General features: G+C 53.5%; 22 protein-coding genes. 11 read left to right on the top strand and 11 right to left on the bottom strand.

Going from position 1 to position 22387, the window contains the following annotated elements:
• Positions 1-46: 46 nt before the first annotated feature.
• A complete protein-coding gene (locus BLX89_RS16330) occupies positions 47-322 on the bottom strand; it encodes a helix-turn-helix transcriptional regulator (protein WP_075292025.1) in 276 nt (91 codons plus the stop codon).
• A gap of 144 nt (positions 323-466) precedes the next feature.
• Between BLX89_RS16330 and BLX89_RS16325 the strand changes: the two genes are divergently transcribed.
• The 7 genes from BLX89_RS16325 to BLX89_RS16290 all read left to right on the top strand — a co-directional run bounded on the left by BLX89_RS16325 (position 467) and on the right by BLX89_RS16290 (position 7665).
• On the top strand, positions 467-790 hold the full coding sequence (locus BLX89_RS16325) for a uracil-DNA glycosylase (protein WP_075292024.1): 324 nt from the start codon (positions 467-469) through the stop codon (positions 788-790).
• Positions 787-2790, top strand: coding sequence for an AAA family ATPase (locus BLX89_RS16320; RefSeq protein WP_083637580.1), 2004 nt, complete (start codon positions 787-789; stop codon positions 2788-2790). Before BLX89_RS16325 ends, BLX89_RS16320 begins: the two co-directional genes overlap by 4 nt.
• 84 nt (positions 2791-2874) lie before the next feature.
• Positions 2875-3684, top strand: a complete 810-nt coding sequence (locus BLX89_RS16315) for a metallophosphoesterase (protein ID WP_075292023.1) — start codon at positions 2875-2877, stop codon at positions 3682-3684.
• Between the two features lie 716 nt (positions 3685-4400).
• Positions 4401-4727 carry a hypothetical protein gene (locus BLX89_RS16305; protein WP_075292021.1) on the top strand — a complete coding sequence of 109 codons (327 nt, stop codon included), beginning with the start codon at positions 4401-4403 and terminating at the stop codon, positions 4725-4727.
• Positions 4720-5310: a ribonuclease H family protein gene (locus tag BLX89_RS25475; protein ID WP_075292020.1), complete on the top strand. Its 591-nt coding sequence runs from the start codon at positions 4720-4722 to the stop codon at positions 5308-5310. Before BLX89_RS16305 ends, BLX89_RS25475 begins: the two co-directional genes overlap by 8 nt.
• The gene (locus BLX89_RS16295) at positions 5288-6208 is read left to right on the top strand and encodes a TolB family protein (protein WP_075292019.1); all 921 of its coding nucleotides are present in this window, start codon (positions 5288-5290) and stop codon (positions 6206-6208) included. The genes BLX89_RS25475 and BLX89_RS16295 overlap by 23 nt, the downstream gene beginning before the upstream one ends.
• Positions 6209-7281: 1073 nt before the next feature.
• Entirely contained in the window at positions 7282-7665 is a 384-nt protein-coding gene (locus BLX89_RS16290; protein ID WP_143523654.1) for a hypothetical protein, read from the top strand.
• Between the two features lie 166 nt (positions 7666-7831).
• Here BLX89_RS16290 and BLX89_RS16285 read toward each other — a convergent pair whose 3' ends face one another.
• A complete protein-coding gene (locus BLX89_RS16285; protein WP_083637579.1) occupies positions 7832-8851 on the bottom strand; it encodes an AraC family transcriptional regulator in 1020 nt (339 codons plus the stop codon).
• Between the two features lie 39 nt (positions 8852-8890).
• Here BLX89_RS16285 and BLX89_RS16280 point away from each other — a divergent pair, with 39 nt between their 5' ends.
• Positions 8891-9856 (top strand): SDR family NAD(P)-dependent oxidoreductase, encoded by a 966-nt coding sequence (locus tag BLX89_RS16280; protein WP_075292016.1) that lies wholly within the window; start codon positions 8891-8893, stop codon positions 9854-9856.
• Positions 9857-10028: 172 nt separating this feature from the next.
• Positions 10029-10790, top strand: a complete 762-nt coding sequence (locus BLX89_RS16275) for a hypothetical protein (RefSeq protein ID WP_075292015.1) — start codon at positions 10029-10031, stop codon at positions 10788-10790.
• A 14-nt stretch (positions 10791-10804) separates the two neighbouring features.
• On the opposite strand, the gene BLX89_RS16270 is transcribed toward BLX89_RS16275, so the two are convergent.
• The 4 genes from BLX89_RS16270 to BLX89_RS16255 form a co-directional block, all read right to left on the bottom strand.
• Positions 10805-11209 (bottom strand): response regulator transcription factor, encoded by a 405-nt coding sequence (locus BLX89_RS16270; protein ID WP_075292014.1) that lies wholly within the window; start codon positions 11207-11209, stop codon positions 10805-10807.
• 220 nt (positions 11210-11429) lie between these two features.
• Positions 11430-12062 (bottom strand): response regulator transcription factor, encoded by a 633-nt coding sequence (locus BLX89_RS16265; RefSeq protein ID WP_075292013.1) that lies wholly within the window; start codon positions 12060-12062, stop codon positions 11430-11432.
• Entirely contained in the window at positions 12059-12898 is an 840-nt protein-coding gene (locus BLX89_RS24330) for a sensor histidine kinase (RefSeq protein ID WP_143523653.1), read from the bottom strand. The genes BLX89_RS16265 and BLX89_RS24330 overlap by 4 nt, the downstream gene beginning before the upstream one ends.
• A gap of 185 nt (positions 12899-13083) precedes the next feature.
• Positions 13084-13491, bottom strand: coding sequence for an EF-hand domain-containing protein (locus BLX89_RS16255; protein WP_075292011.1), 408 nt, complete (start codon positions 13489-13491; stop codon positions 13084-13086).
• 260 nt (positions 13492-13751) lie between these two features.
• On the opposite strand from BLX89_RS16255, the gene BLX89_RS16250 reads away from it, so the two are divergent.
• Positions 13752-14399, top strand: coding sequence for a response regulator transcription factor (locus BLX89_RS16250; RefSeq protein WP_075292010.1), 648 nt, complete (start codon positions 13752-13754; stop codon positions 14397-14399).
• 125 nt (positions 14400-14524) lie between these two features.
• Positions 14525-16804: a PAS domain-containing protein gene (locus BLX89_RS16245; protein WP_075292009.1), complete on the top strand. Its 2280-nt coding sequence runs from the start codon at positions 14525-14527 to the stop codon at positions 16802-16804.
• A gap of 5 nt (positions 16805-16809) precedes the next feature.
• Here BLX89_RS16245 and BLX89_RS16240 read toward each other — a convergent pair whose 3' ends face one another.
• The 5 genes from BLX89_RS16240 to BLX89_RS16220 form a co-directional block, all read right to left on the bottom strand.
• Complete coding sequence (locus tag BLX89_RS16240; RefSeq protein WP_083637572.1) at positions 16810-17271, bottom strand: helix-turn-helix domain-containing protein; 462 nt, start codon at positions 17269-17271, stop codon at positions 16810-16812.
• 100 nt (positions 17272-17371) lie between these two features.
• Positions 17372-18364, bottom strand: coding sequence for an ABC transporter permease (locus tag BLX89_RS16235; protein ID WP_075292007.1), 993 nt, complete (start codon positions 18362-18364; stop codon positions 17372-17374).
• A 1-nt stretch (position 18365) separates the two neighbouring features.
• Positions 18366-19220: an ABC transporter permease gene (locus BLX89_RS16230; RefSeq protein WP_075292006.1), complete on the bottom strand. Its 855-nt coding sequence runs from the start codon at positions 19218-19220 to the stop codon at positions 18366-18368.
• Positions 19208-20782 carry an ABC transporter ATP-binding protein gene (locus BLX89_RS16225; protein ID WP_075292005.1) on the bottom strand — a complete coding sequence of 525 codons (1575 nt, stop codon included), beginning with the start codon at positions 20780-20782 and terminating at the stop codon, positions 19208-19210. Before BLX89_RS16225 ends, BLX89_RS16230 begins: the two co-directional genes overlap by 13 nt.
• 30 nt (positions 20783-20812) lie before the next feature.
• Entirely contained in the window at positions 20813-22348 is a 1536-nt protein-coding gene (locus tag BLX89_RS16220; RefSeq protein WP_075292004.1) for an ABC transporter substrate-binding protein, read from the bottom strand.
• Positions 22349-22387: the final 39 nt, after the last annotated feature.

Below are 22387 nucleotides of genomic sequence, written 5' to 3'. Positions count from 1 at the left end.
CTTAAACTTTGAAGCTGAAGTTCTAAGCGCGGGATGCCCCTGCACTTCATCCCTTCTGATCGGCGTCGTCCTTACGCCGATTATTTGGATCAATAAACCGAACACCCGCACCACGGGTTTCGGTCGCCTCGATGAATTCGAGGCCTCTCTTCTCCAGAGCCGCAATCACTTTCTTCACGGTCTCCACCGTGGCGTTATCACCGTCTTCAATGCGAGCCAGCGTCTGCCGCGAAACCTTCGCGGCCTTAGCCAACTGGCTTTGATTCCAGTCGACCATAAGCCGAGCCGCCCGGATGACGTCTTTTGAGTAAGCAATGGCCATAGGCCGAAAAATGCGCCTTCAAAGAAAATGTCAACATATGTTACATCCTGCCTAACATAGTTGACATTTTGCCGCATTTATTATCCATGATGTAACAGTCGAACCAGAAGGCGCGGCTATTTAAAGAATCATGGGAGACCTTTCATGCCGCGTTCAGAGGCTGAGCTATCGTTTTCATCACCGAAGGAATTGATTGAAATCTACCGACGCCTGGCAAACGACCTCGAACAGGTTGGCCGGGACGGACCCGAGTCTATTGCTCCTGAGGTCTCGATTTCAGATTGGATAATCGCCAAGCGCGCCGTCCCAATCTTGTTAGGTACCGTTCTCGGCCATCCAACGGTGAGAGATGGGAAACCTGCGGCGTCTACAGAAATTGTTTACTGGGACGAACACTGGCAACTCGCTCGTACGCTTAACCGTTGGTATCGGCTTGGCCGTCCATTGATCGGAGGCAGCAACCAGTGAAATCTGATCCGGAACAGGAATTGCTCGACGAAGCTATCGAGCATCTGATGAACGCGACATCAAACCTTCAAGCCGTAATTTCCCGAACCTCGGGGAAGCTCAATCGTCGGTCGGCCCCAACTGCATTGGCGGCGAGTCCTCGAAAGTTTCTGGCATTCTGCGCATTCGTGCGATTGATGCGACAGCAGAAGGATTTTTTCGCTGACGCGACATCGGTTCTGGTGATCAGCGTTCCTCGAAACTGGCCCATCGACGATTTTGACTATGCGGCCGAAATTTCCCTGCAGTCGGGCGGGCGAGGAAATTCGAAGATAAAATCCTTCTGCCATTCGCCTCGGACCAAGAAAGGAAGCTGGGACTTTAGCCCTGACGGCTACCTCGATGCTCAAAAGCTTATTGTATTCGTCCCACGGGGCGCGGAATTGCACCCAGAATTCGAAATCAGCGCCGATACCATTGTCGACCTTGAAATTCTTGATGATCGACATCTCGACAGTCTAACGCGCCAGCTTGAAACCGGTCCGCTTTCAGCGGACGAAAAAGAGCGCCTCAGGCACCATGACCCCGCTTTCATCAATTCCATTTTCCGAAAAGGTCGGTCGGCCGCCGCTGCCCTGACTAGGCTTGAAAAGCTTCAAACTAAACCTGCGAAGGGCCCACGATTGGTCCCGCTGGCTGCGTACGGTGAAGCTGGTCAATGGGGTGAGAAGTTCAAAAGCGATCTACGGCTGTGGCGATCCGGTCAGTTGGATTGGTGTGATCTAGACCGGGGGATTCTCCTTTACGGCCCCCCTGGTGTCGGCAAGACATCTTTTGCCGCTTCCCTCGCGCACGAGTGTGCCGCACATCTTGTTCCGACGTCGCTTGCCAAGTGGCAGGCCACCGGCCATTTGGGGGACCTGCTAAAAGCGATGAGACAGGATTTCGGGGAAGCTCGGGACAGAGCCCCGTCGATATTGCTCATCGATGAAATCGACAGTGTTGGAGATCGCCGAGCGTTTTCTGGCGATAACCGGCACTATTGTACCGAGGTGGTCAATGGACTTCTGGAGGCTTTGGACGGCGTCGCCGGTCGCGAGGGCGTAGTAGTCGTTGCGTCCACAAATTTCCCCGAGGCCATTGATCCCGCAATTTTGAGGTCGGGCAGGTTGGAAACGCATGTGGAAATGAAGCGACCGGGCACAAGTGAACGGGCGGAAATCCTTCGGTTTTACCTCCCTGAGTTGACCGCCTCAAAGGAATTTCGTGAAATCGCGCGGCATTTGAATGGCAAGACCGGGTCCGACCTTGAGCGCCTCGCTCGTAAAGCGAAGCAAGTGGCTCGCATTCAGAACCGCAGTGTGATGATTGACGACGTATGGGCCGTCGTCCCAAAGCAGACACCGCTCAGCGACGACGAGCGATGGCGTATCTGCATTCACGAAGCCGCGCATGTTGTCCTTACCGAACTCTCGAATCCAGGAAGTGTGACTTCCGTTGAGCTGTTTGACGATTACCACGACAACGTTGACGTACACGATGCGCTTGGTCGAACATCATCGGATTGTCCAACTCCTCCGCTGCGGACTGAGCAATGGTTTCGGCAGGACGTCGCGATTAGCCTAGCCGGGATGGTCGGCGAAGAGCTTGTCTTTAAAAATCGCTCGACGACCGCCGGAGGCTCACGCGGAAGCGACCTGACCAGTGCGACCGAGTCTGCTGCGCTCATGATTACTCGATTTGGTCTCGGAAAACGGCTCTCAGTTTTTCCCGACGACGTTGATCGTCCCGTTCAAAAGCTTCTCGAAACCTCACCCGGACTTCGAAGCGACGTCGACGACATCCTACGGGCAGAATATTCCCGCGCAAAAAGCCTGCTTGAAGCTAACCTCGACGCTATGATCGCACTAGCCCGAGCGCTGCAACAAGAAAAGAGATTGGAGGATGAACGGCTGAAAACCCTTCTACAAGGTCTCTGCGTTGCCGACGTCTCAATACAGCGGCTGGAATTTACCGGCTGACGCTCCGATTGATCGAGGACCTGTCAATGTCGACCAGGTTCCGCCGCCCCCTTCCATACTCCTCGTTCACCGATAGGCGAACCCATGAAAGCTTGGATCGTCAGCGATCTTCACGTCAAAAATTCCGAGCTTTCTTGGACCGACCTCGAAATTCCTGACGCAGATATCTGTATCTGCGCGGGTGATGTGTCGGGTAGTGTTGAGATGTCGATGCAATTCGTGCTCCGCTATATCAGCCCACTAATGCCGGTCGTAATGGTGCTCGGCAATCACGAGTTCTACGAGGCGGCCATCCACGCAGGTCTCCAAACAGCGCGAAGGATGGCAAGGCGCTCTACCGTCACGGTCTTAGAAAACGAGACCATCGTGCTTGGTAAAATCCGTATCATTGGCGCGACGTTGTGGACTGATTTCGAAATCGAGCACGGCATTCAAAATGAACTGCCGCTTCCTGAACGCAAATCCTACGCAATCAACATCTGCAAACGTTACATGATGGACTTCCACGCGATTTATCGCTCGGATTGGCCAGAGACAGGAATGCCCGGCCTCTTGACGGCGAAGGAACTGATCGAACGACACATGGAGAGCCGCGACTTCATAGCGAGCGAGTTGGAAGACCAATTCGATGGCCGCACTGTCGTCCTGTCCCATCACGCGCCACTGGCTCGATCTCTCCACCCCGCTTTCAGAGGTCTCCCAAGCAATGCCGCCTTCGCTTCGGACCTGTCTGCGATGATCGCGCAAGGAAAACCTGACCTCTGGGTCCATGGTCACATTCATCATTTTCGGGATTACCGGGAAGGCATCACTCGGGTAATCTGCAATCCGCGCGGGTATGAGCGTGAACGCGCTCAAACCGGATTTGTGCCTGGCCTGGTCGTCGACCTCTAAACTTGGGGACCGGCGCGCCCGCGACGGGAATGGTAATCTCTCAAGACGCTTGCGATTGCCGCCGCATCCTCCCTTTCCATACGATTGTGACCGACGCCACCGGATTGCGCTTCTTCGAGGAGTTGGGCTGCGACGCGCTCCACATCCCGCTTAGCTTCTTGCGATGCAACACTTCTCTGTGACATGGTCGGCTTCACCAATTGACTCCTGGTTAAAGGATCAGAGCCAATTCCTTAAGCGTCAAGCCCCGCCGCAAAACTCCATGGCCCCACAAACAAGCTCCTCGCTTCTCTCAAATGGTTCGAAAATCGAAGCGTCACATAATATCTTGGTACGAGGCACCGCCGCCGGTCACCTGCCCCTTGTGCGGACGCGTTATTCCAGAGGATCAACGCGACGAGCACCACCTCGTGCCCAAAAGTCGCGGCGGGAGGGAGACCAAGACGCTTCACCGCATCTGCCATCGCCAGCTCCATGCGCTATTCTCCGAAGTGGAACTGGAGAAAAATTATTCAACGGTTGAGGCGTTGTTGGAAAACGAGGCGGTTTTGAAGTTTGTGAAATGGGTACAGAGAAAACCTCCAGGGTTTTTCGATGGAACCCGCCGCAGCTCTCGTCTGTCGAAGTGAAGGCATAAAGATCGCAGGCTGGCCCACTTGGCAGCCCTGAAACCGTGCGTAAGATACATCGGAGCCGCATGAGATAGGGAGGAACCGGTGACCACGACGACCGACTTTGTCTCCCGACTTGTGCGCGCAGCAAATGAACCGCATTCACTTCATCCGACGGAAGTGAAATCGCTACTCGACCGGTCGATTTCCGTAATCGCCGACCTCAGGGCCGAGGCGGGTATAGTCCCGATACGAGGAAGAGATGCAATTATCTACATCAAAACCGTGGCAGCAGGTGTGGATCGCGTGCCGATTGATGAATGGCATCACTCGTTGCTTCACGCCGCTGAAATGATCCGCGACCTTCGGGTGGTACTCGACACCGGCACGGGAATTAACATCATAGCCAAGAGCTTCGACGCAGGTGTGTGAAGCAAACCACGCCCGGGCAGCTGAGAGCGCTCACCTCACAACTTACACTGACGGCTCGTTCGATCCTGTGGCAAGAAGAGGTGGCTGGGGTTTCGTGGTGTACAGGTCGGGAATCCTCGTTGCAGAAGACCGTGGTCGTACCCGTGGTGGCGACAGCAGCGCAGCTGAACTGACAGCGGTTGCGATGGCGCTCACCTGGATTGCTGCAAATACCAAAGACCAAGTCGTTACCCTGTTCTCCGATTCCATCTATATCGTCCGGGGCTGTAACGAGTGGCGGCATGGTTGGCGGTCGAACTCTTGGCGCAGAAGAAAACCGGGTTTACGCGGACGCTCGCGAAGCATTCCGAACGCGTCAATATGGCAGGAGATTGATACCCTGCTCCAAATGCTGCCCCGCTTAACCATCGAATGGTGCAAGGGGCATCAGGACAATGTAGGAAACATCCGAGCTGACGCTCTAGCATTCCAGGGTCGGAATTTAGCTTCCCCCGCGCTACTGTCAAAAACAGAGGGTCCTCCTCTGGCGTTCGGGAACCCATCAAATTGGAGTAATACAAATGATCTCGCCAGCGACACCTGAGCAAGTCCGCTGGGCACGCAAACTTGGCCCACAGCAGCGCGCGGAGTTACATATTATTGACGTGACGACTGGGGTAGCAAGCCTTGTCTTCTCGTCTGGAGAACGCCTTTTCGAATCTCCGAATTGGCACCCCGACGGTAGGTTTATCCTAGTCAACGCCGATGGACTGCTGTTTCGTATTGATCTGAAAGACCCAAAGTTGGTGGAAATTCCCTCGACCGGTCTACCGGAACTCAACAACGACCATCTGATCTCGCCGGATGGAAAATGGCATTATCTGTCAGCAAATGACGGGCATATCTATCGGCTTCCCTTTGAGGGCGGCCATGCGCAGCAAATTACCGTCGCCAAGCCCGCAACCAGACGCTTCAAGCATTTCCTGCATGGGATTAGCCCAGACGGCGCTAAACTTGCCTACGTGGGTGTGGAAGATTTGAACGGTGATGAATGGGGGCGTCGGGCTCTATGGATGCTCGATCTTGACAGCGGTACGGAAACGCAGATCGGAGATGGTTATTCGCCAGCTGACGGACCTGATTTCGCCCGCGATGGGCTATCGCTATTTTTCAACTCCGAATATAACTCGGCTATTGAGGGCCACGCTCAGATTTTTCAAGTGAGTTTTGCCGATCAGAAGGTGGACCAGTTGACGTCAGATGAGCGTGTGAATTGGTTTCCGCACCCATCGCCGGATGGACGTATGCTCGCTTATCTCAGCTACGAGCCAGGAACCGTAGGACACCCCGCCGATCAGCCAGTGAAGCTCCGGCTTCTAAGTTTGGAGAACGGCACGATACGCGAACTTGTTGATCTCCATGGCGGCCAAGGAACCATCAACGTCACCTCTTGGTCCAAGGACTCGAAGCACCTCGCGTACATCAGTTATCCTTTGGATTAGAGTAGACTACGATTACCATGTCCAGTGATGGAAAGTTCGACATCGTCTAAGTCGGCAAGCTTTCGACCTTAACCTTGGATTGTTTACACGCGGGCCTGCATAATCAAGGAATGTCAAACGAATGGCCTCTGTTCATTCTGCAAGCAATCGACCTGATCGGCATGTCCGGGATATTCTTTATTCGCGGCCCAGGCGATGATAATTGACGCTTGCTTTGTGCTGAATTAGTAACTTCGGCCCGCGCAATATATACCCGAGTTTAGCTGGTGCAGGGTGACATCCATTATAATCTTGTCCCGCTACCTGACCTCATCAAGGTAGCTGTAGCACCGCCAGCTACAATGCCTCGTCCCCCTGTCGGGGCATTGGATCAATGATCCAAAACAGGCTGCCTTCCAGCAGGCAGCCTGTTTCCTTTTGAAGAGCTTCTTTATCTCGCTCGTCTGCCTACCAACCTTCCTGCCTTAGCACGCATAAAAAGGGGCCGTCTTCGCGGGAGAAGACGGCCCTTAAAGCGGACCTAGTCCGCTGGGTGCTCGATGGAGGGGAGACATCGAGCCAACCACAATGCCACCTGTTGGGAGGAGTGCGGTACAAGCAGCAGTGAGAGCTTTGCAGCATTATGGAATAAATAGAAGTGAACTTAAGTATGCTATCGTATCGGTGTATGCAGCGATACAAAAACTGCAATATCTTCTCAAATAATCACAGTTCATCAAGCTCAACATAGTTGTCCCCAAGCAGTGATCCTAAAAATGTATAGCAAGCGTCATTGTGGTTTGACCTCCCGAAACCTCGTTGACGGAGACGGCCGACAGGTGGTGCCTCCGGTGACCCCGCGCCAGGCCGCTGATCAGATAGAATTCACGCTAAGTGAATTGATTGATGACCCTCTTATTGCTCTCGTAAATGCAGCCGACAGTGTCGACAGAAGTTCATTCATTGCGCTTCTGACAACTGCTGCAAGACGGGCTGGATAGGTCATCTTATCAGGAGGCTGCACAACCTGGCCCTCACAGATGCTAATATTAACAGCGGTTTGACACCCAATTTCCCATTAAGAGTGGTAGACTATGGCAGCGACAAGCTACCTCGAATATGTACGTGGTCTTGGAAGGACGATGGCCAATTTACATGAAAATGAGCAGACACGAGCGTCCATCGAGATCATGATCTGCCGCAACGGAAACGCGCATCGACGGGTAGAGCGCTATGACGATCCGAATTCAAACGGATTCTGGAGGCGCGCCATGACCTCTGGTTCCTGGCAGGGCGATCTTGAACGCAGGTTCCTCTTAGAGTTGGATGCGTTTATTTCCCTCCCCCATATGCTGCATTTTCGACGGCGTGTCTCAGCGATGAAAGAAACCCGATTAAGGTTCCGCACTGGGACGCAAGAGTGGCACTATTTGATGTTTCTTTTTGTAGCGGAGGGAGAAGCTGGGAACAGCGAATGATCTTCGCGGGGCTTCATGATGCCATCCATACGGAATTTTTCGAGGAATGCTACCGCGACATCCTCGTCATTGATCACAAAACAGGCTCTAAACTGTTCGAATGGCGAGAAGCGCGTATTGCCTCAAGCCATTGTTCGAATCCCATACTCGAATTGCCTGGAGAGACTTAGAACAGATTTTCTGACAGACCGTTTCCGACGTCCAGTCTGTGGCCGTCGGTAAGTTTCGAGGCGGAGTAGCGGCGGGGCGCGATGCCAAACATGCGTTTGAACGCAGCCCCGAATGCCGCTTCAGAATGATAGCCAACCTGCTCGGCCACATTCAAAATTACGCTGTCGGGTCTTTGCAGCGCCCGCCTTGCTATATGCATCCGCCAACGGAACAAGTAATCCATTGGTGACATGCCTACCGCCTCCGCGAACCGCGCAGCAAATTGCGATCTCGAAAGATTGCAGTGCTGAGCTAACTCCTCAAGCCGCCACTGCCTTCTGAAGTCCGAGTGCATCAACTGAAGCGCTTTCCCTACCCTCGGGTCGGACAAGGCTGAAAGCCATCCTGCGTCTAGTTGGCCTTGAGCAATGCATATTCTTATCATCTCGACGAAGATCATGTGCATTATCTGCTCGCACATAACATCCGCGCCTGGAGCTACGTCAGCAGTTTCTGCTTCAAGCTGTTCAAGCAACCAGCGAACGCGCGTCGCTGATTTCGTGCCACTTTTGAGTATCATGAAATGAGGAAGCGAGGCTGTGAGAAGCTCAATTCCTTCATCGGCCGTCATCTTACCCCCGACGCAGGTAACAGTCGGAAAGGCTCCATTTTCCAAGATCGCAAAACCGTCAACAATTTTGGAGAAAACCTCTGTAGCTGGACGCGGCGGAATCTCTTGGTCATTCCCAAGAGTAAACCCCAGCGGCCCTTTCAATAAAAAGCAGTCGCCAGTTTGTAGGACTGTTGGCGTGGCCAAGTCGTTGAACGTGATCCAGCATTGCCCCTCCGTGATGGCGCTGAATTTTAGCTGCGGACCAACCTCAACCGACATGCTCCACCTGCCGGACGCTTTCAAGCCGGTGGACAAGACTCCCCGCGCACTGGTTAGGTTCAAAACTTCAGAAAGTGGATCGGACGCCATAATAGGACTTTCGCTATATAAATCCGGCAAATCGAATATGGATTGTCCGGTCATTATACACGAAATTCAGATGGTTCAAACAGGAGCTGTCATATGGAAACTTTAACGCAGACCCCCCTTCATACTGGCTGGAGGCCCGAGACCACCGCGACTGAGGTCGCAACTGGTGTGGACCTGACCGACCGTGTTGTCATCGTGACAGGCGGGGCATCAGGTTTGGGACTTGAAACCACCAAAGTCCTTGCGGCGGCTGGTGCGACGGTTGTAGTCGCCACGCGAGACACTGAAAAGGCTCGTGGTGCTGTCACACATATCCCTCGGGTTGAGGTTCATGAACTCGACCTATTGAAGCCAGACTCCATAGACGGTTTCGCTGAAGAGTTTTTGAATTCCAAGCGGGCACTGTCTTGTTTGATATTGAACGCTGGCGTGATGGCGACGCCGCTTTTTCGAGATGAATTCGGAAACGAGGGACAGTTCGCCTCCAACCATTTAGGTCATTTCAGACTTGCCGTTCGCTTATGGCCTGCGCTTGAGGCCGCGTCTCAGTCCCGGATCGTAGTATTGTCTTCAAGGGGACACATGATCCCAGGTTTCGACTTGGACGACCTTCGGTTCGAGAAGCGGCCATACGATAAGTGGGCAGCGTACGGTCAGGCCAAAACCGCGAATTCGTTGTTCGCGGTATCTGCTGACCGAAAAGGAAAGTCTGCTGGAATTCGTGCTTACGCGGTACATCCGGGTTCGATTGTTGGTCCCTTGGCTCGCCATCTTTCTCCGGATGAAATTGCCTCTTTCAATGCGTTGGACGCGGACGGCAATCCGATCATCGATCCAGCGACGGATCGGAAGAACTTCGCGCAGGGCGCGGCCACCACCGTCTGGTGCGCAACCAGCCCGCTTCTAGAAGGGATAGGGGGCGTATACTGCGAAAACTGCGATGTCGCGGCGGTTGACGCTGACGGAGGCACGGGTGTCCGGCCGTATGCAATCGACCTCGGACTAGCAGAAAAGCTCTGGACGGAAAGTGAGCGCCTGACCGGCCTCAAGATATCTTGAGAATTTGCTGAATCTGCAGGTCCGATGACCGCAGTGCCGCACACCTTCGTATAGCTTTAGACTGGTGAGACAAACGCTACGCTCGAAAGCCGTTTCCGCAAGGAGACGGCTTTTTCAGGTCTGCGTGCGCGGTGATCGCAGCAGGAACACCAGGACAATTGGAGTGAAGCTTATGACAGCAAACGTTTCGACGCTAGGATCGCAGGTTTTTGATGGCGACAGCATAGGCGGGGCCGCGCTCCGCCCTAAAGGTGCCGGACCGGAATTTTTTGCGACCAACCCTGTCTCTCAATTGATGGCCTGGCCGCAAGATTCCCTCTCTCGGTTGGGCTCACTATCGTTTCCGATGCGATACGATCCTGCCAGCGACCGGTACAGCGCGACAACATGGACCTCGGCCCTGGCCGAAATTGGCCTTGCAATATCGCGGGCCAGGCAGGTCACGTTGACGGGAAGCCACAGGTTCAATGAAGAGCTTCAGGCGCTCCAGTTGATCCTTTCCTCCCACGTACGCGCACAGGTCGATCTGCTGGATTCAAACGAGAATTGCCGTTTGGAAAGCACCGGCCCGTCTATGCAGATTGCGCCTCGACGCACTACAGACATTCTTATCGTGTTTGGCGAGCTGTGCGGGGCCTTCGCAGAAAAAGTCACCGAGTCCACATTAATGGTTTACCTCTGCGAGAATGTTAGGACCGAAATGTTCGCCATGCCCAACAACGCAGTGGCGCTCCCTATTTCATCCAGCGGATGGCGTCTTTCGCATGTCGCTTTTCACCGCTTGCTCGACATAGAAGCTGAGCAGTCGCGCTCCTACATGTACGGCGAACTCTTTGAAAACGGCCAAGGGCAGTCGCGCCCGATCTGTTTCGTGACGACCCAAATTTTGAGATTTATAAAGCTCAGTCACCAAGCACGGAAAATTGCGACCTAAGAGTTGAGGTCGCGTCAACGGGGCTTGGTTTCGTCGGCCCGCTCATCGCGATTCAGTAAATGTTCCAAGGATTTGAGCAACTCGCAGGTGTCGATGGGTTTAGACAAAACCGCAACTGCGCCGTAAGAAAGTGCCTTCGAAACCACGTGTGGATCAGTGTGTGACGTCATCAGTATGATTGGGGGGACGTCGGAGAGCCCTTGTAGCTGCCTGAGTAGATCAATGCCGCTAAGTCCGGGCATTTCAAAATCAGAAAAGATTAGGTCGGTTCCTAAATATCCCTCGCTCAACAAGAATGCATCAGCGGAGGAATAGAGCTTGCTGGCGACCCCTGCACTCTCAAGGAGGTCTCGAAGCGACTCGCGAAGACTGTCATCATCATCGACCACCGCAGCTACCCATTCATTCGATGTAACCATTACCGCGTCTGCCTTGCCTAAGCTGACTGCCACACATTCTGCGCCGAAGTTTCCAAACCAGGGGACTGGATAAAAACCGATAGCCAGACATTGCTCAACCATAGAATGAAATGGCAGGCAGAATACATATACTTAGATGTAGCGAGACAACATGACTCAAAAAGCGTCATTGCGATGAAGGCAATCTGGCTATCGAGACGCGGAACCCCTTAGCCGAAATTCACGCCGGGACGCTTAAGTAGTCGTACTTTCGGACGATATCGACAATCGATCTGGCCTTCATCTTCCGCATCATCCTCCCACGATGAAGCTTGACCATGATCTCGCTGATGCTCATCTCGTGAGCTATCTGCTTGTTCATCAGCCCCTGCGTTACGAATTTGAGCACTTCGGTTTCGCGTGGTGTCAGTTTGTCGGTACACGCCTGTATCTCCCGCCGAGTCGCGAGACGTCTGCGGTTTTCGGCGTCTCGTTGGAGTGCCCTATCCGTTGATGCAATTACCGCACTGCTTACGAACGGTTTGAGGAGAAAGTCGAAAGCCCCTCCCATCGTGGCAGACACGTTGACCGACACGCTTCCATTTCCCGTCATGAAGATAACTGGAAGCGGGTTGCCGAGGTCTGTAAGTCGGGCCTGCAGCTCTAACCCACTCATCCCCGGCATCTGTACATCCAGAAGAATGCAACCTGGTGCCTCTGTTCCAACAGCTGCCAGAAAATCATTGGCGCTTCTAAAGCTCCGAGCGTTGCGCTCCATGGATTCGAAGAGGTTCACCAGGGACGATCCCAGGTGGACCTCGTCGTCAATAATGTAGATTGTAGGCTCCAGCTGCGCCGTGCGTTCACTGCTCATGTCGGCCTCCCACTAAGTTCAGTTGCGTCAATCGCTTGGGTCTGGAAAACAATCGTCTCCGGTGACTGCAATCGATGGATCGGCAAAGTCACTACAAAGCCTCCTTCAGGACGTTCATTAGCGGATATGCCGCCTCTGTGCGCCTCCAGAATTGCCTCGCACGCCTTCAGACTTTCATGGTGACCGTCCTGGTTGTTGACACCAAAGACTTTAGCGGGATCGCCAGGATGGCATTCATGCCCCTCAGAATAGACCAGCTCAGGGAATACGATATGTAAGGTTTGGCTACGTAAGGCTATGTCGATTTCCAGGGCTCGCGGCGTGGCTGGTGAAGACGATACGGCTGTTCGCATCAAAATCACGAGCACTGCAACGAAGGCTTGTTGCAGCAAGAACTTGTCAGCAAGTACGATGGCCGATGGTCCCCTCTGCAAGCATTTGACCGTGACGCCGCGTGCTACACCTTCGGAGCTTACAATCTGTGCCGTTTCCCGAAGTAGGTTGACTACGTCGATTTCACCACAGGTAGGCTCTCTGCGCACAGCAGCCAGGTCGATTGGCAAGATCACGTCAGTTGCCCGTTGGACACATTCAGCTATCCGGTCTAGCAAGGGGAACACTTTGGAAAGGTCGGGGCTCGTTTTCGATAGAAGGATTGAACTTGTAGTGCAATCTGTAGCGATAACTGCAAGCGATTGGCGAAGCTCCAGAACCATTGATGACGCCATCTGGCTCAGTGTTTCCAACCGCGCCGCCTGTGCATCACTCGCTATAAAGCGCGAGAAATTCAGATCACGATGCAATTCATTGCATTGAGGTGAAGCTGCGACATTCATTTCCATCCCTCCGCAAACGCCAACCGAGACCTCGGCTCTTGGCACTGCCATTCGGAAGCAAAGATATGATGGCTTCAGGAGGCTTGCCAGCACGCAAGAGGATCGGTTTACCTGTCCTTGAGTGTAGGCCTGAAACAATGATCCTGGAAAACAGCCTGCGCCTGGTCAGGGCGCAGGTTATTCATTTACCGGATCGGCTTGTCGAAGTGTCCCATTGACACTTTCAGAATGGAGTTGAAGCCCTCTTTATATTCGTCCTCTGACAATCGGCCTTTTCCATTCGCATCAATTTGGTTCCAGGTGGATTGAACGTCCGCTAATTCCGGCTTGTATCCATCCGCTCGCTCCTGGAGGTTATTGTCAATGTACTCTTCCCTATCGACGAACCCATCACCGTTCGTGTCGTTACGATTGAAACTGCTTTCGGCCAATCGCGCTTGAAACGCGGCGACAAGAGAGTCGTCGGAAGATGTGACACCACTAGTCCTCAACGGCTGTTTGAATTGCTCAGCTCCGGAATCCGAGGCAGCCTCTGTCTTGCTGCGCGGCAAGAAAAGTTGATAAATTGAATCAGAACTTGACCCGATTTTCATGAAATCCTCAAATCTCAAATGTTAGGAACACTCACGGAATGCAACCTATGGCTTGCGCGGAGCTGTCGAGAGATGCCGCAAGACGATCAACGGCCAAATTGTCGCAACCACCGGTGGCTTCCCGGCGACGAGCGGAAAAAGTGCCAGCGACACCACACAGATTTGAAGTGTGACCGCTTCAAATTCCGGCACTTTCCATATACGATCACTACAAAGAAACCGTGCTTGCGGCGGTTTACGGAGATTGCTTAGAGGGGACAATGGCGCTCGCGGGAACGGAACACATCAACAGTCCGGTCGCTATTTTGGTGGACGATGACGTTGCCGTCTGCGAATCGCTTGGAAACCTGTTGAACTCGGTTGGCATTGACGCGATTACATACCAATCTGGACAAGCTTTTCTAAACGCGTCATTGCCGGATCGGCCAAGTTGCCTCGTCTTCGACGTGAGAATGCCCGGTTTAAGCGGCCTTGATCTACAGACGCATCTGATGCGGAATGGTGTTTCGACCCCAATCGTGTTTCTCACTGCTCATGGGGACATTGCGATGAGTGTCCAGGCCATGAAGGCCGGTGCGCATGACTTCCTCACCAAGCCTGTAAGGGAGCAGACGTTCCTCGACGCGGTGGCGAAGGCTATCGCGATAGACATCAGTCGAAGAGAGGTAGCCAACGTCTCTAACAAATATGTTGGCCTATACGATGCTTTATCTTCGCGGGAACGCGAAGTTTTGCGCATGGTCGTTGCGGGCGAGCTGAACAAGCAAATTGCCTACACGTTGGGTATCAGCGAGGTTACGGTCAAGCTGCATCGCAGTAACGGAATGAAAAAGATGCAGGTGACATCATTTGCGCACCTCTATGCTGCTTGGCAGTCTCTTCCTGACGATCTCCGAGACAGCGTTTAACGGGTGAGCCCGCGTTTCCGCCCAGATTTACGCTATCCTTTGGGATAGATGCTGTCGTGCGAAATATCATATAATTTCGCCGCAATACTTCAGGCCTTTCAATTATTGGAGACGGGACTAGCCTAGTGAATCTAGCCAAGGCACGCGAAGTGATTTCGACGCCTAGTGGCCGCCGTGCTCTGGTCGTCGCCATCGGAGCCATCGGCGTAGTATTCACGTTCGTTTTTTCCGACCCGACCGGGATGCTGGCTCCTGTGGCGGCCACATGCATCATAGCCAAATGCCGCTTTGCGCTTCCAACCTTGTTTGCAATCAGCTTAGCCACGGCATCATTTTTGTATTCACCGTTCTACGAAGGCGTCGATCCGACGGAAAGATTCCTCGGTTTTTTTGTGGGTGCTGCCAGTTTGGCGATTCTCCTGAAGCTTGCGAATGCAAAGACACTGTTTGATCGCGTTTATCAAACTGTTCAGCCAAATGTTGAGGATATACCCGGGTTTGGGTGGTCTGCGTACCCAGATGGTAGGCTTAGGTTCCTAAATCCGAAGGCACTGGACTACGTCGGCCTTACAGCTGAAGAGATGAGTGAACTTGCGAAGCTCGACGACCATTCCTGGTGGAGCAAGTTCATTCACCCTGACGATTTAGAGGGCTGTTTTGAGCGGTGGCGACACAGCATGCGGACCGGAGAGCCAATCTTTGAGGAGCAGAGGGTTCGGCGGCACGACGGGACCTACAGGTGGTTGAGAGACTCCGCAATCGCCTCCCGCGACGAGCACGGGAATATTGTCGCCTGGTTTGCGACCACCGTTGATATCAATGACCAACGTCGTGCAGAGGACGCTCTACGAAAAAGTGAGCGGCAACTGCAGCAGCTGACCGACACTGTCCCCGCCCTGATATGGTGCGCGACACCTGATGGGCACCCCTCTTACATCAATGCTCGTCTACAAGAATGGACGGGCGTATCCTTGGCATCGGGAGACATGCACGCGTCCAAGGAGTTTACCAAAGCCATCCTGGATGCAGTTCATCCAGATGATAGAGCGAACTGGCTAAATTCACTCGAAGAGGCGCGAATTCTAGGACGGGCGTTTGCCTTACGATATCGCCAACGACGACACGACGGCGTTTATCGTTGGATCGATGGCAAAGCTGAACCTCTGCGTGATTGTGATGGCAACATCATTCAATGGTACGGGGTTTGCCTTGATATTCATGAACAAGTTGAAGCCACGGAAGCCATGAAGCGCAGCGAAGATGAACTTCGGCTACTCATAGACACTGTGCCTTCCCTCATTTGGCTTATGACGCCAGAGGGGGTGCCGTACTACTTCAACAAGCGGTTCGTCGATTGGTCTGGACCCTCGGCTTCAATAGCCCTTCTCAATGGAGATCAGCAAACGCTAAATGGATTTGTTCATCCTGACGACCGCAAAGCAGTAGAGGCGGCTATCAAGCATACGATAGCGGTAGGCAAGCCATTGAGTCACAGAGGTCGTCTCCTGCGAAAAGACGGGCAGTACAGGTGGATGCAGTCTCGTATAGAACCTCTACGGGATGAACACGGGAACATCGTACGTTGGTACGGGGTGAATCTTGACATTGACGACGAGGTCAGAGCGCAGGAGGCGCTTCGACGGTCTGACGAACGGCTTTCTCGCGCCCTTCGTGCCGCTAGCCTCTCCGAGCTTTCGGTGTCCATCGCCCATGAATTGAACCAACCCCTGCAGGCACTGGTGGCCAATGCACACGCATTCAAGCGCTGGCTGCAAGCCGAGCCACCGAACGTCGAGCGGGCAAATCGCACCGCTGAGTGGATTGTACGAGACGCCGATGCGGCTGCGCAAGTGGTGAGCCGAATCCGAGCCTTGTTCGGTAAAGCCGTTTTCCCGCGTCACAAAGTGGATATAAATATACTGGTTCGTGATGTTTGCGATATGCTCGCAGACAAACTCTTTACCCAAAAAGTCAAAGTCGAGCTTGATCTCGATCCAGAACTGCCGACCACCAGTGCAGACAGAATACAATTGGAACAGGTTCTGATGAACCTCATAAGAAACGCCGTTGAAGCTATGCAGGACGGGGCTAGTGCTCCCCATCTCGTTAACATTTCCACCCGCGTAAGCAGAAGCAACATGATCGAGGTCGAGGTGCGCGACCATGGTACCGGAATCGTCGATCCTGATAAGATTTTCGAACCGTTTTTCACAACCAAACAAGATGGGATGGGCATGGGGCTCGCCATCTGCCATTCAATCATTGAGGCCCATCAGGGGATGCTGAGGGCAGAAAGCCTCGCTGACGGAAATGGCGCAGCATTGACTTTTAGCCTTCCAATCAGACCATCGGAAGCAAATGATCCCGGAAACCTCCCTATTAAAGCGAACTCCGAGGCAGCCTAGCAGATTCAGGCGTGCAACTCTGGAAAGGGATTCAGCGTCCGCCACTTAAGCGGAGTGGTTCCCACAAAACGTCGAAATAGGCGGTTGAAATGTGGCTGGTCTGACAAGCCGCATTCAATCGCGATGTCAGCCATTTCCGCTTTCGACTGACGCATTAACGTCTGCGCGCGCTCAATGCGTGCTTTCATAATGAACTGATAAGGCGTCACGCCTGCGCTAATTGAGAACGAGCGGGTGAAATGACTTTCACTAACACTTATCGTCGCCGCGAGGTCTGCTATGCGAATGGGGCGTTCGAGCTGACTATCAACGAATTCAATGACGCGCTTGAGCTGCCATGGCGAGAGACCTGAACGAAGGGGTCTCTCATACTTTTCTATCGGAACGTCACGCCGCAACATTTCATGCGCCGTGGGCGGCTGTGAAGATTTCGTGCCGCCCGACGACGAATGATGACTGGAACCCATTACCGCGCTTCCCCGCCTGTACCCTGCAGGTACATCAACGCTCACCACAGCAAAAATCTAGTGCCCTGACGCATAGTTTGACTATACCCAAGGATAGCTCTCAGAGTTCGATCCTTGGGTCGGCCAAAGTTTGCAGAAGCTGCACCGCAGCGCCCACAGCGAGGTAAAATGCGCCAAGAACAGTCGTGGTTCCTAACACTGCTGGCAGATCAGCGCTTGCCAGAGATTGAACCATGTACAAGCCTAATCCGGGCCAGCTGAAAACAAGCTCAACGACAAGCAAGTTCCCGAACAGAAGCCGGATTTGAAGCCCAAGCATCGCAAGCGCGGGCGGTGACGCATTCCTAATCCCATGGAATAGCACAACGCTGAGTTCGTGGAGGCCCTTCCCCCTCGCCGTGGCAATAAACGGCTGCTGAAGCACATTGTAGAGCGCACTGCTCAGGGCCCTTCCAACGGCTATTGCAATTGGGAATGCAAGAGCCAACGCGGGAAGAATGAGGTGTTCAATAGCGTCAATGCTTGCGACCGGTTCGTTTGTGATGATGCCATCGATCACGTTCATTCCAGTCGGGCCTTCGAAAGAGCGGTCCGCCATTCTCCCTCCTCCAGGAAGCCATTGTAGGCGAAACCAGAAGACATAAGTCAAAAGCAACGATGAAACAAAGATCGGTAGCGACCCGGCAGCGATGAACATCAAATTGATCGACCGTCCTGCTCGAACGATCAATGGCAAGAGCGCGAATAACATGGAGAAAGCCACTCCAATGAGGAGTGCAGCAATTAAAAGTTCGAGTGATGCCGGAAAATATTGCCGAATGTCCTGCGCTACTGGCCGCCGCGTTCGCACCGACGTACCAATGTCGCCATGAGCTAAACGGCTGACGTAGCGAAAATATTGCGCGACAAGTGGATCGTCGAGACCCAATTCCTTCCGGATTTCTTCCACTTTGGTCAGCGGCGTAGTCGGTCCAGCAATTGCGCGGGCCGGGTCAGCAGGAACGACACTTTGAAGGTAGAACACCCCGAATGTCATTGCCAGTAGCACCAAAATCATGCCGCCAACGCGTCGGAGTAAAAAGCGCGCGTACATTCTATTTGCCTTTCAGTGCCGCTCTTAAGCCGTCTCCCGCCAAGTTTGACAGAAAGCAAATGACGAAAATCGCTGTCGCGGGCAGCACCGGCAGCCACCAGAATTCCGAAAGGCTATCTAACGCTCTTGAGGTCATTATACCAAGTTCCGGAGCAGGCGCGGGCTGCCCTAATCCCAGAAATGACAGCAGCGATATTGTCATTATGACGTTGCCAACATCTACTGTCGCAAACACGATCAAGGCCGGGAACGCCCCGGGGAGCACATGATGGAACGTTAATCGAAGACGCCCTACCCCAGCCAACAATGCCGCTTCAAAGTGGGGCAGCCCCCGAATACGTCGAAACTCATCTCGCGATATGCGCGCATACCAGGGCCACCACGCGACGCCTATCGCAATCATCGTATTCGTCAAACCTGGACCAAGGGATGCAATCACGGCCAATGCGACGAGCGTGCCCGGCAAGACGAGAAACAGGTCCACGATGCGCTGGACAACTCCGTCCAATCGCTCGGACACAATGCTAGGAATTAGTCCGATCAGTGTACCCGCAACCAAGCAAATCAAAACTAATCCGAGAGCCGGGAGCCATGTGACCTGGACACCTAACAAAACACGCGAAAAGAGGTCTCTTCCAATCTCGTCAGTGCCGAACCAGTGCAGCGAGCCAGGCGGAAGATAGGCGGGACCTACCCGCATTTGAGGATCAAACGGAGTTACCCAGTGCGCGACTAAGGCAATGATCGTGACTACGCCCAGACCTATCAAGCCAAGGCGTTCAGCCCAAGTCATGTTCACTAGAGCGTTTAAGACAGGTCGGAATATCGAGCGTTGACGCACCTTCAAGGGAGCCATTCCGCCCTCTGTTCTATTAGGGAGGGCCGCGTCGCCTTGAGGGTCTCAATGATCCTTTCGGGCTCGCCGACGCCAGTGATCTGACCGTCCCTTAAGATCGCAACTCGATTTGCGACAAACTTTGCGACCGCCAGATCATGTGTGGCAAAAAGTACGGTCATCCCAAAACGCTCGCGAAGCTCTCGGATAAGCTTCAGCATGTCTAACGCAAGAGCACTATCTAGCGAACTGGTCGGCTCGTCACAGAGCAGCAATTTGGGCGGCGCGATGATGGCCCTGGCAAGGCATGCTCTCTGGCATTGTCCAACGGACATTTGGGATGGCAAGGCATCTAGCAACTTGTGTTCCAGCCCGACAATTTCCAAGGCCTGCTCTAATTGGCGGCGGTACGTCGCGTGGCTCAGCTGTAGTGACTTCAGACGCTCCCCAATCTGCTCTCCTATCGTGAGCCAAGGGGTAAGCGACGCAACTGAATCCTGAAACACCAGCTGAGGGATCGAGTCACTCTTTCGCCATACGCTTCCGGCGCTCGGCCGCAGGAGACCAGCGGCTATCCTCAGGATAGTGGACTTCCCCTCCCCGCTGGAACCCACCAGGGCAACGCATTCTCCTTCCGCTACGGACAAGGTAAGCGATTGGAGTACGGGCAACCGTCCCCTGCGCCTTACTTCAAAAGGTGTCACGCCATACTGAAACGACACGCTCTGAAATGAAAGGGCCGCCGACTTTCGACTCTCCCGTTGGTCCCTGTCCCTATTATGGAAGTGCGGCAGAGTTCCTCCAGCTACGCCCGTTTCCAGCTCAATACGTGAAGTCACCAATTGTTGCGTATAAGCATGCCGTGGCCGGGTCAGCACAGTGGTTAAGCCACCCGCTTCAACGATACGACCTTTCTCCAGGACCAAGATGCTGTCTGCTACAGCTGTAGCGGCAGAGAGATTATGAGTAATGAAAATCACTGCAGTTTTGTGTGTAACTGCCGCATCACGGATTAGATCGTAAACCAATCTTTGTAGAGTATGGTCAAGGCCCGTAGTTGGTTCGTCTGCGACGAGGACCTTAGGTTTCGCCATCAATGCCATTGCTATGCAGATTCGCTGGCGCTGACCGCCTGATAGCGTATGAGGAAAAGCTCTGGCAATTCGGCTAATGTCGCTAAAGGACAGGCGACGAAGCCAGTCTTCAATTAGGTCGTCATCGCATCGAGCGGCCTCTCGAAGCTGCGCCCTGATCGTCATCGTAGGATTCAAGGCGTTCATTGGGTCTTGCGAGATCGAGCGAACGACATTCCGGCGTACCCATTGTAGGGAATGACTTTTAGCGCCGACGAGTTCGATATCCCCGAGCGTAATAGAACCTGAGACCTTTGGCCGACTGGAGGCGGGAAGCAGGCCTTGTAGGGCTGCGCCTAGAGTAGTCTTCCCAGACCCGCTTTGCCCAATAACTGCGAGTATTTTGCCAGGGCCGACCTCAAAGCTTAAGTCGTGGAGCACAGGATTGATGCGCCTATCGCGTTGCAAGCTAACAGACAGGTTTTGCACCGATACCGCCGGTTCTTTCAAGGCCGCCTCCTTGAATGCTGACCAAACCGATCAGCGAGTGACAGTTGCGAAGTCGATGCAGCCTCTTGGAAAGACAGGCCGAAGACCCAAGCTCTTTAGCCCTTTGGAATGAACAACCACATCCTCAACATCAACGAGGGGTATCGCGAACCCCGCGTCAAAGTATTTCCTGCCAGCGTCCTCGTACAGTTTGTTCCGCTCTTTCACATCCGTCATAACGGACGCGACCGCCACAATGGAATCTGCTTCAGCTAAGCTCCGGCCATAAAGATTGAGCGGAGCGTTAGTGGCATAGAACGCTTGAACCTGATGTTCTGGATGCGCAGCGTCCGGCGAAGCGATTATTAGAAGCATATCAGGCGCTGATGCGCTGCCTTTCATGTTGAACGCGGCACCGGGCGGCATGATACTGGCTGTCGCCTTAATACCAATCGCCGCGAGCTGCACGATTAGGAAGTCCGCAATTCGTCCATAGCTTGGGTTGGAACTGTAAAGCCCTATTCTTAGGTTTGTGGGTGAGCGAGAAATTGTAGCTTTCGCGGCCGCCATATCAGTCGGAAATGATATCGGATGAACAGGTGACATCATGGCGTTTGGATACACCGACAGTGATACGCTGCCGTAGGCTCCAAAAGCGTCGCTTACCCAGAGATTAGGATTGATGGCGGTAAGCACTGCTGTTCGAATTGCAGGGTCGTCCAGTGATGAACCTGGCTTCAATAATGCAGCAAATTGGGTCATGCTGGGTTGCGATGTTATGGTGAGACTATCGGGTATGTTATCCAGCTGCGCAAATGGATAGTTCGTCGCTACAGCGTCAATCTCGCCAGCCTTCAATTGCAAAATCTGTTGGCCAACATCCGGCACAACCGGCAGCTCTATCTTGTCAAAATATGGCTTTTCACCCCAGTAAGCGTCATTCCTTTCAAGTGTGTAGCGTTCGCCTCGTTTGAACTCCCCGAGCTTGAAAGGTCCGGTGCCAGCAGCATGATCGGTAAGCCACCCAGTTGCAGCGTCGTCCGCGTCATGTTGGCTCACTGCTTTCGGGCTGATGACCTTAGGCCCCCAGGGGCTGGCGAGAGTGTCCAAAAAATAGGTTTGCGGAGCCTTTAACTGGAACTCTACGGTGCGTAAGTTGGTCGCTTTAACAGATGCTACGTTTGCAAGCGTGTAATTTTGTACAAGCTTTCCAGTTCGACGACGCTCAACCGACTTCACCACAGCGTCGGCGTCAAGTGAGGTCCCGTCATGGAAAGTTACTCCGTCTCGGATGTGAAACGTGTAAATCAAACCGTCGTCTGATACGTCCCAGTTTGTTGCCAGTAAGCCAACAATTTTGATCGACCCCGGTTCGTACTCAACCAATCCTTCGTAGAGGTTATTCAGCGCGCTCAACCCTGCCACCTCAAAGCCGTTATCTGGGTCAAGCGTTCCAATGTCAGAAGAGACAGGCACCCTCAAAGTCTCGGCTTGTGATGGCGAGAAATTCGTCATAGCGAGAACCGCAATGACCCCGAAGATCGCGGTGATTACAGGCTTGAAACGGTGGATAAATGCGTGCGGCATGCCGGGCCCTGGTAGATGTGTTGTTTCAGTCGAACTCAG

The sequence above is a fragment of the Pararhizobium arenae genome (assembly GCF_001931685.1).
Lineage (GTDB): Bacteria > Pseudomonadota > Alphaproteobacteria > Rhizobiales > Rhizobiaceae > Pararhizobium > Pararhizobium arenae.
The sequence above is the reverse complement of the archived record's forward strand: the minus strand, read 5'-3'. Positions and strand labels throughout refer to the sequence as shown.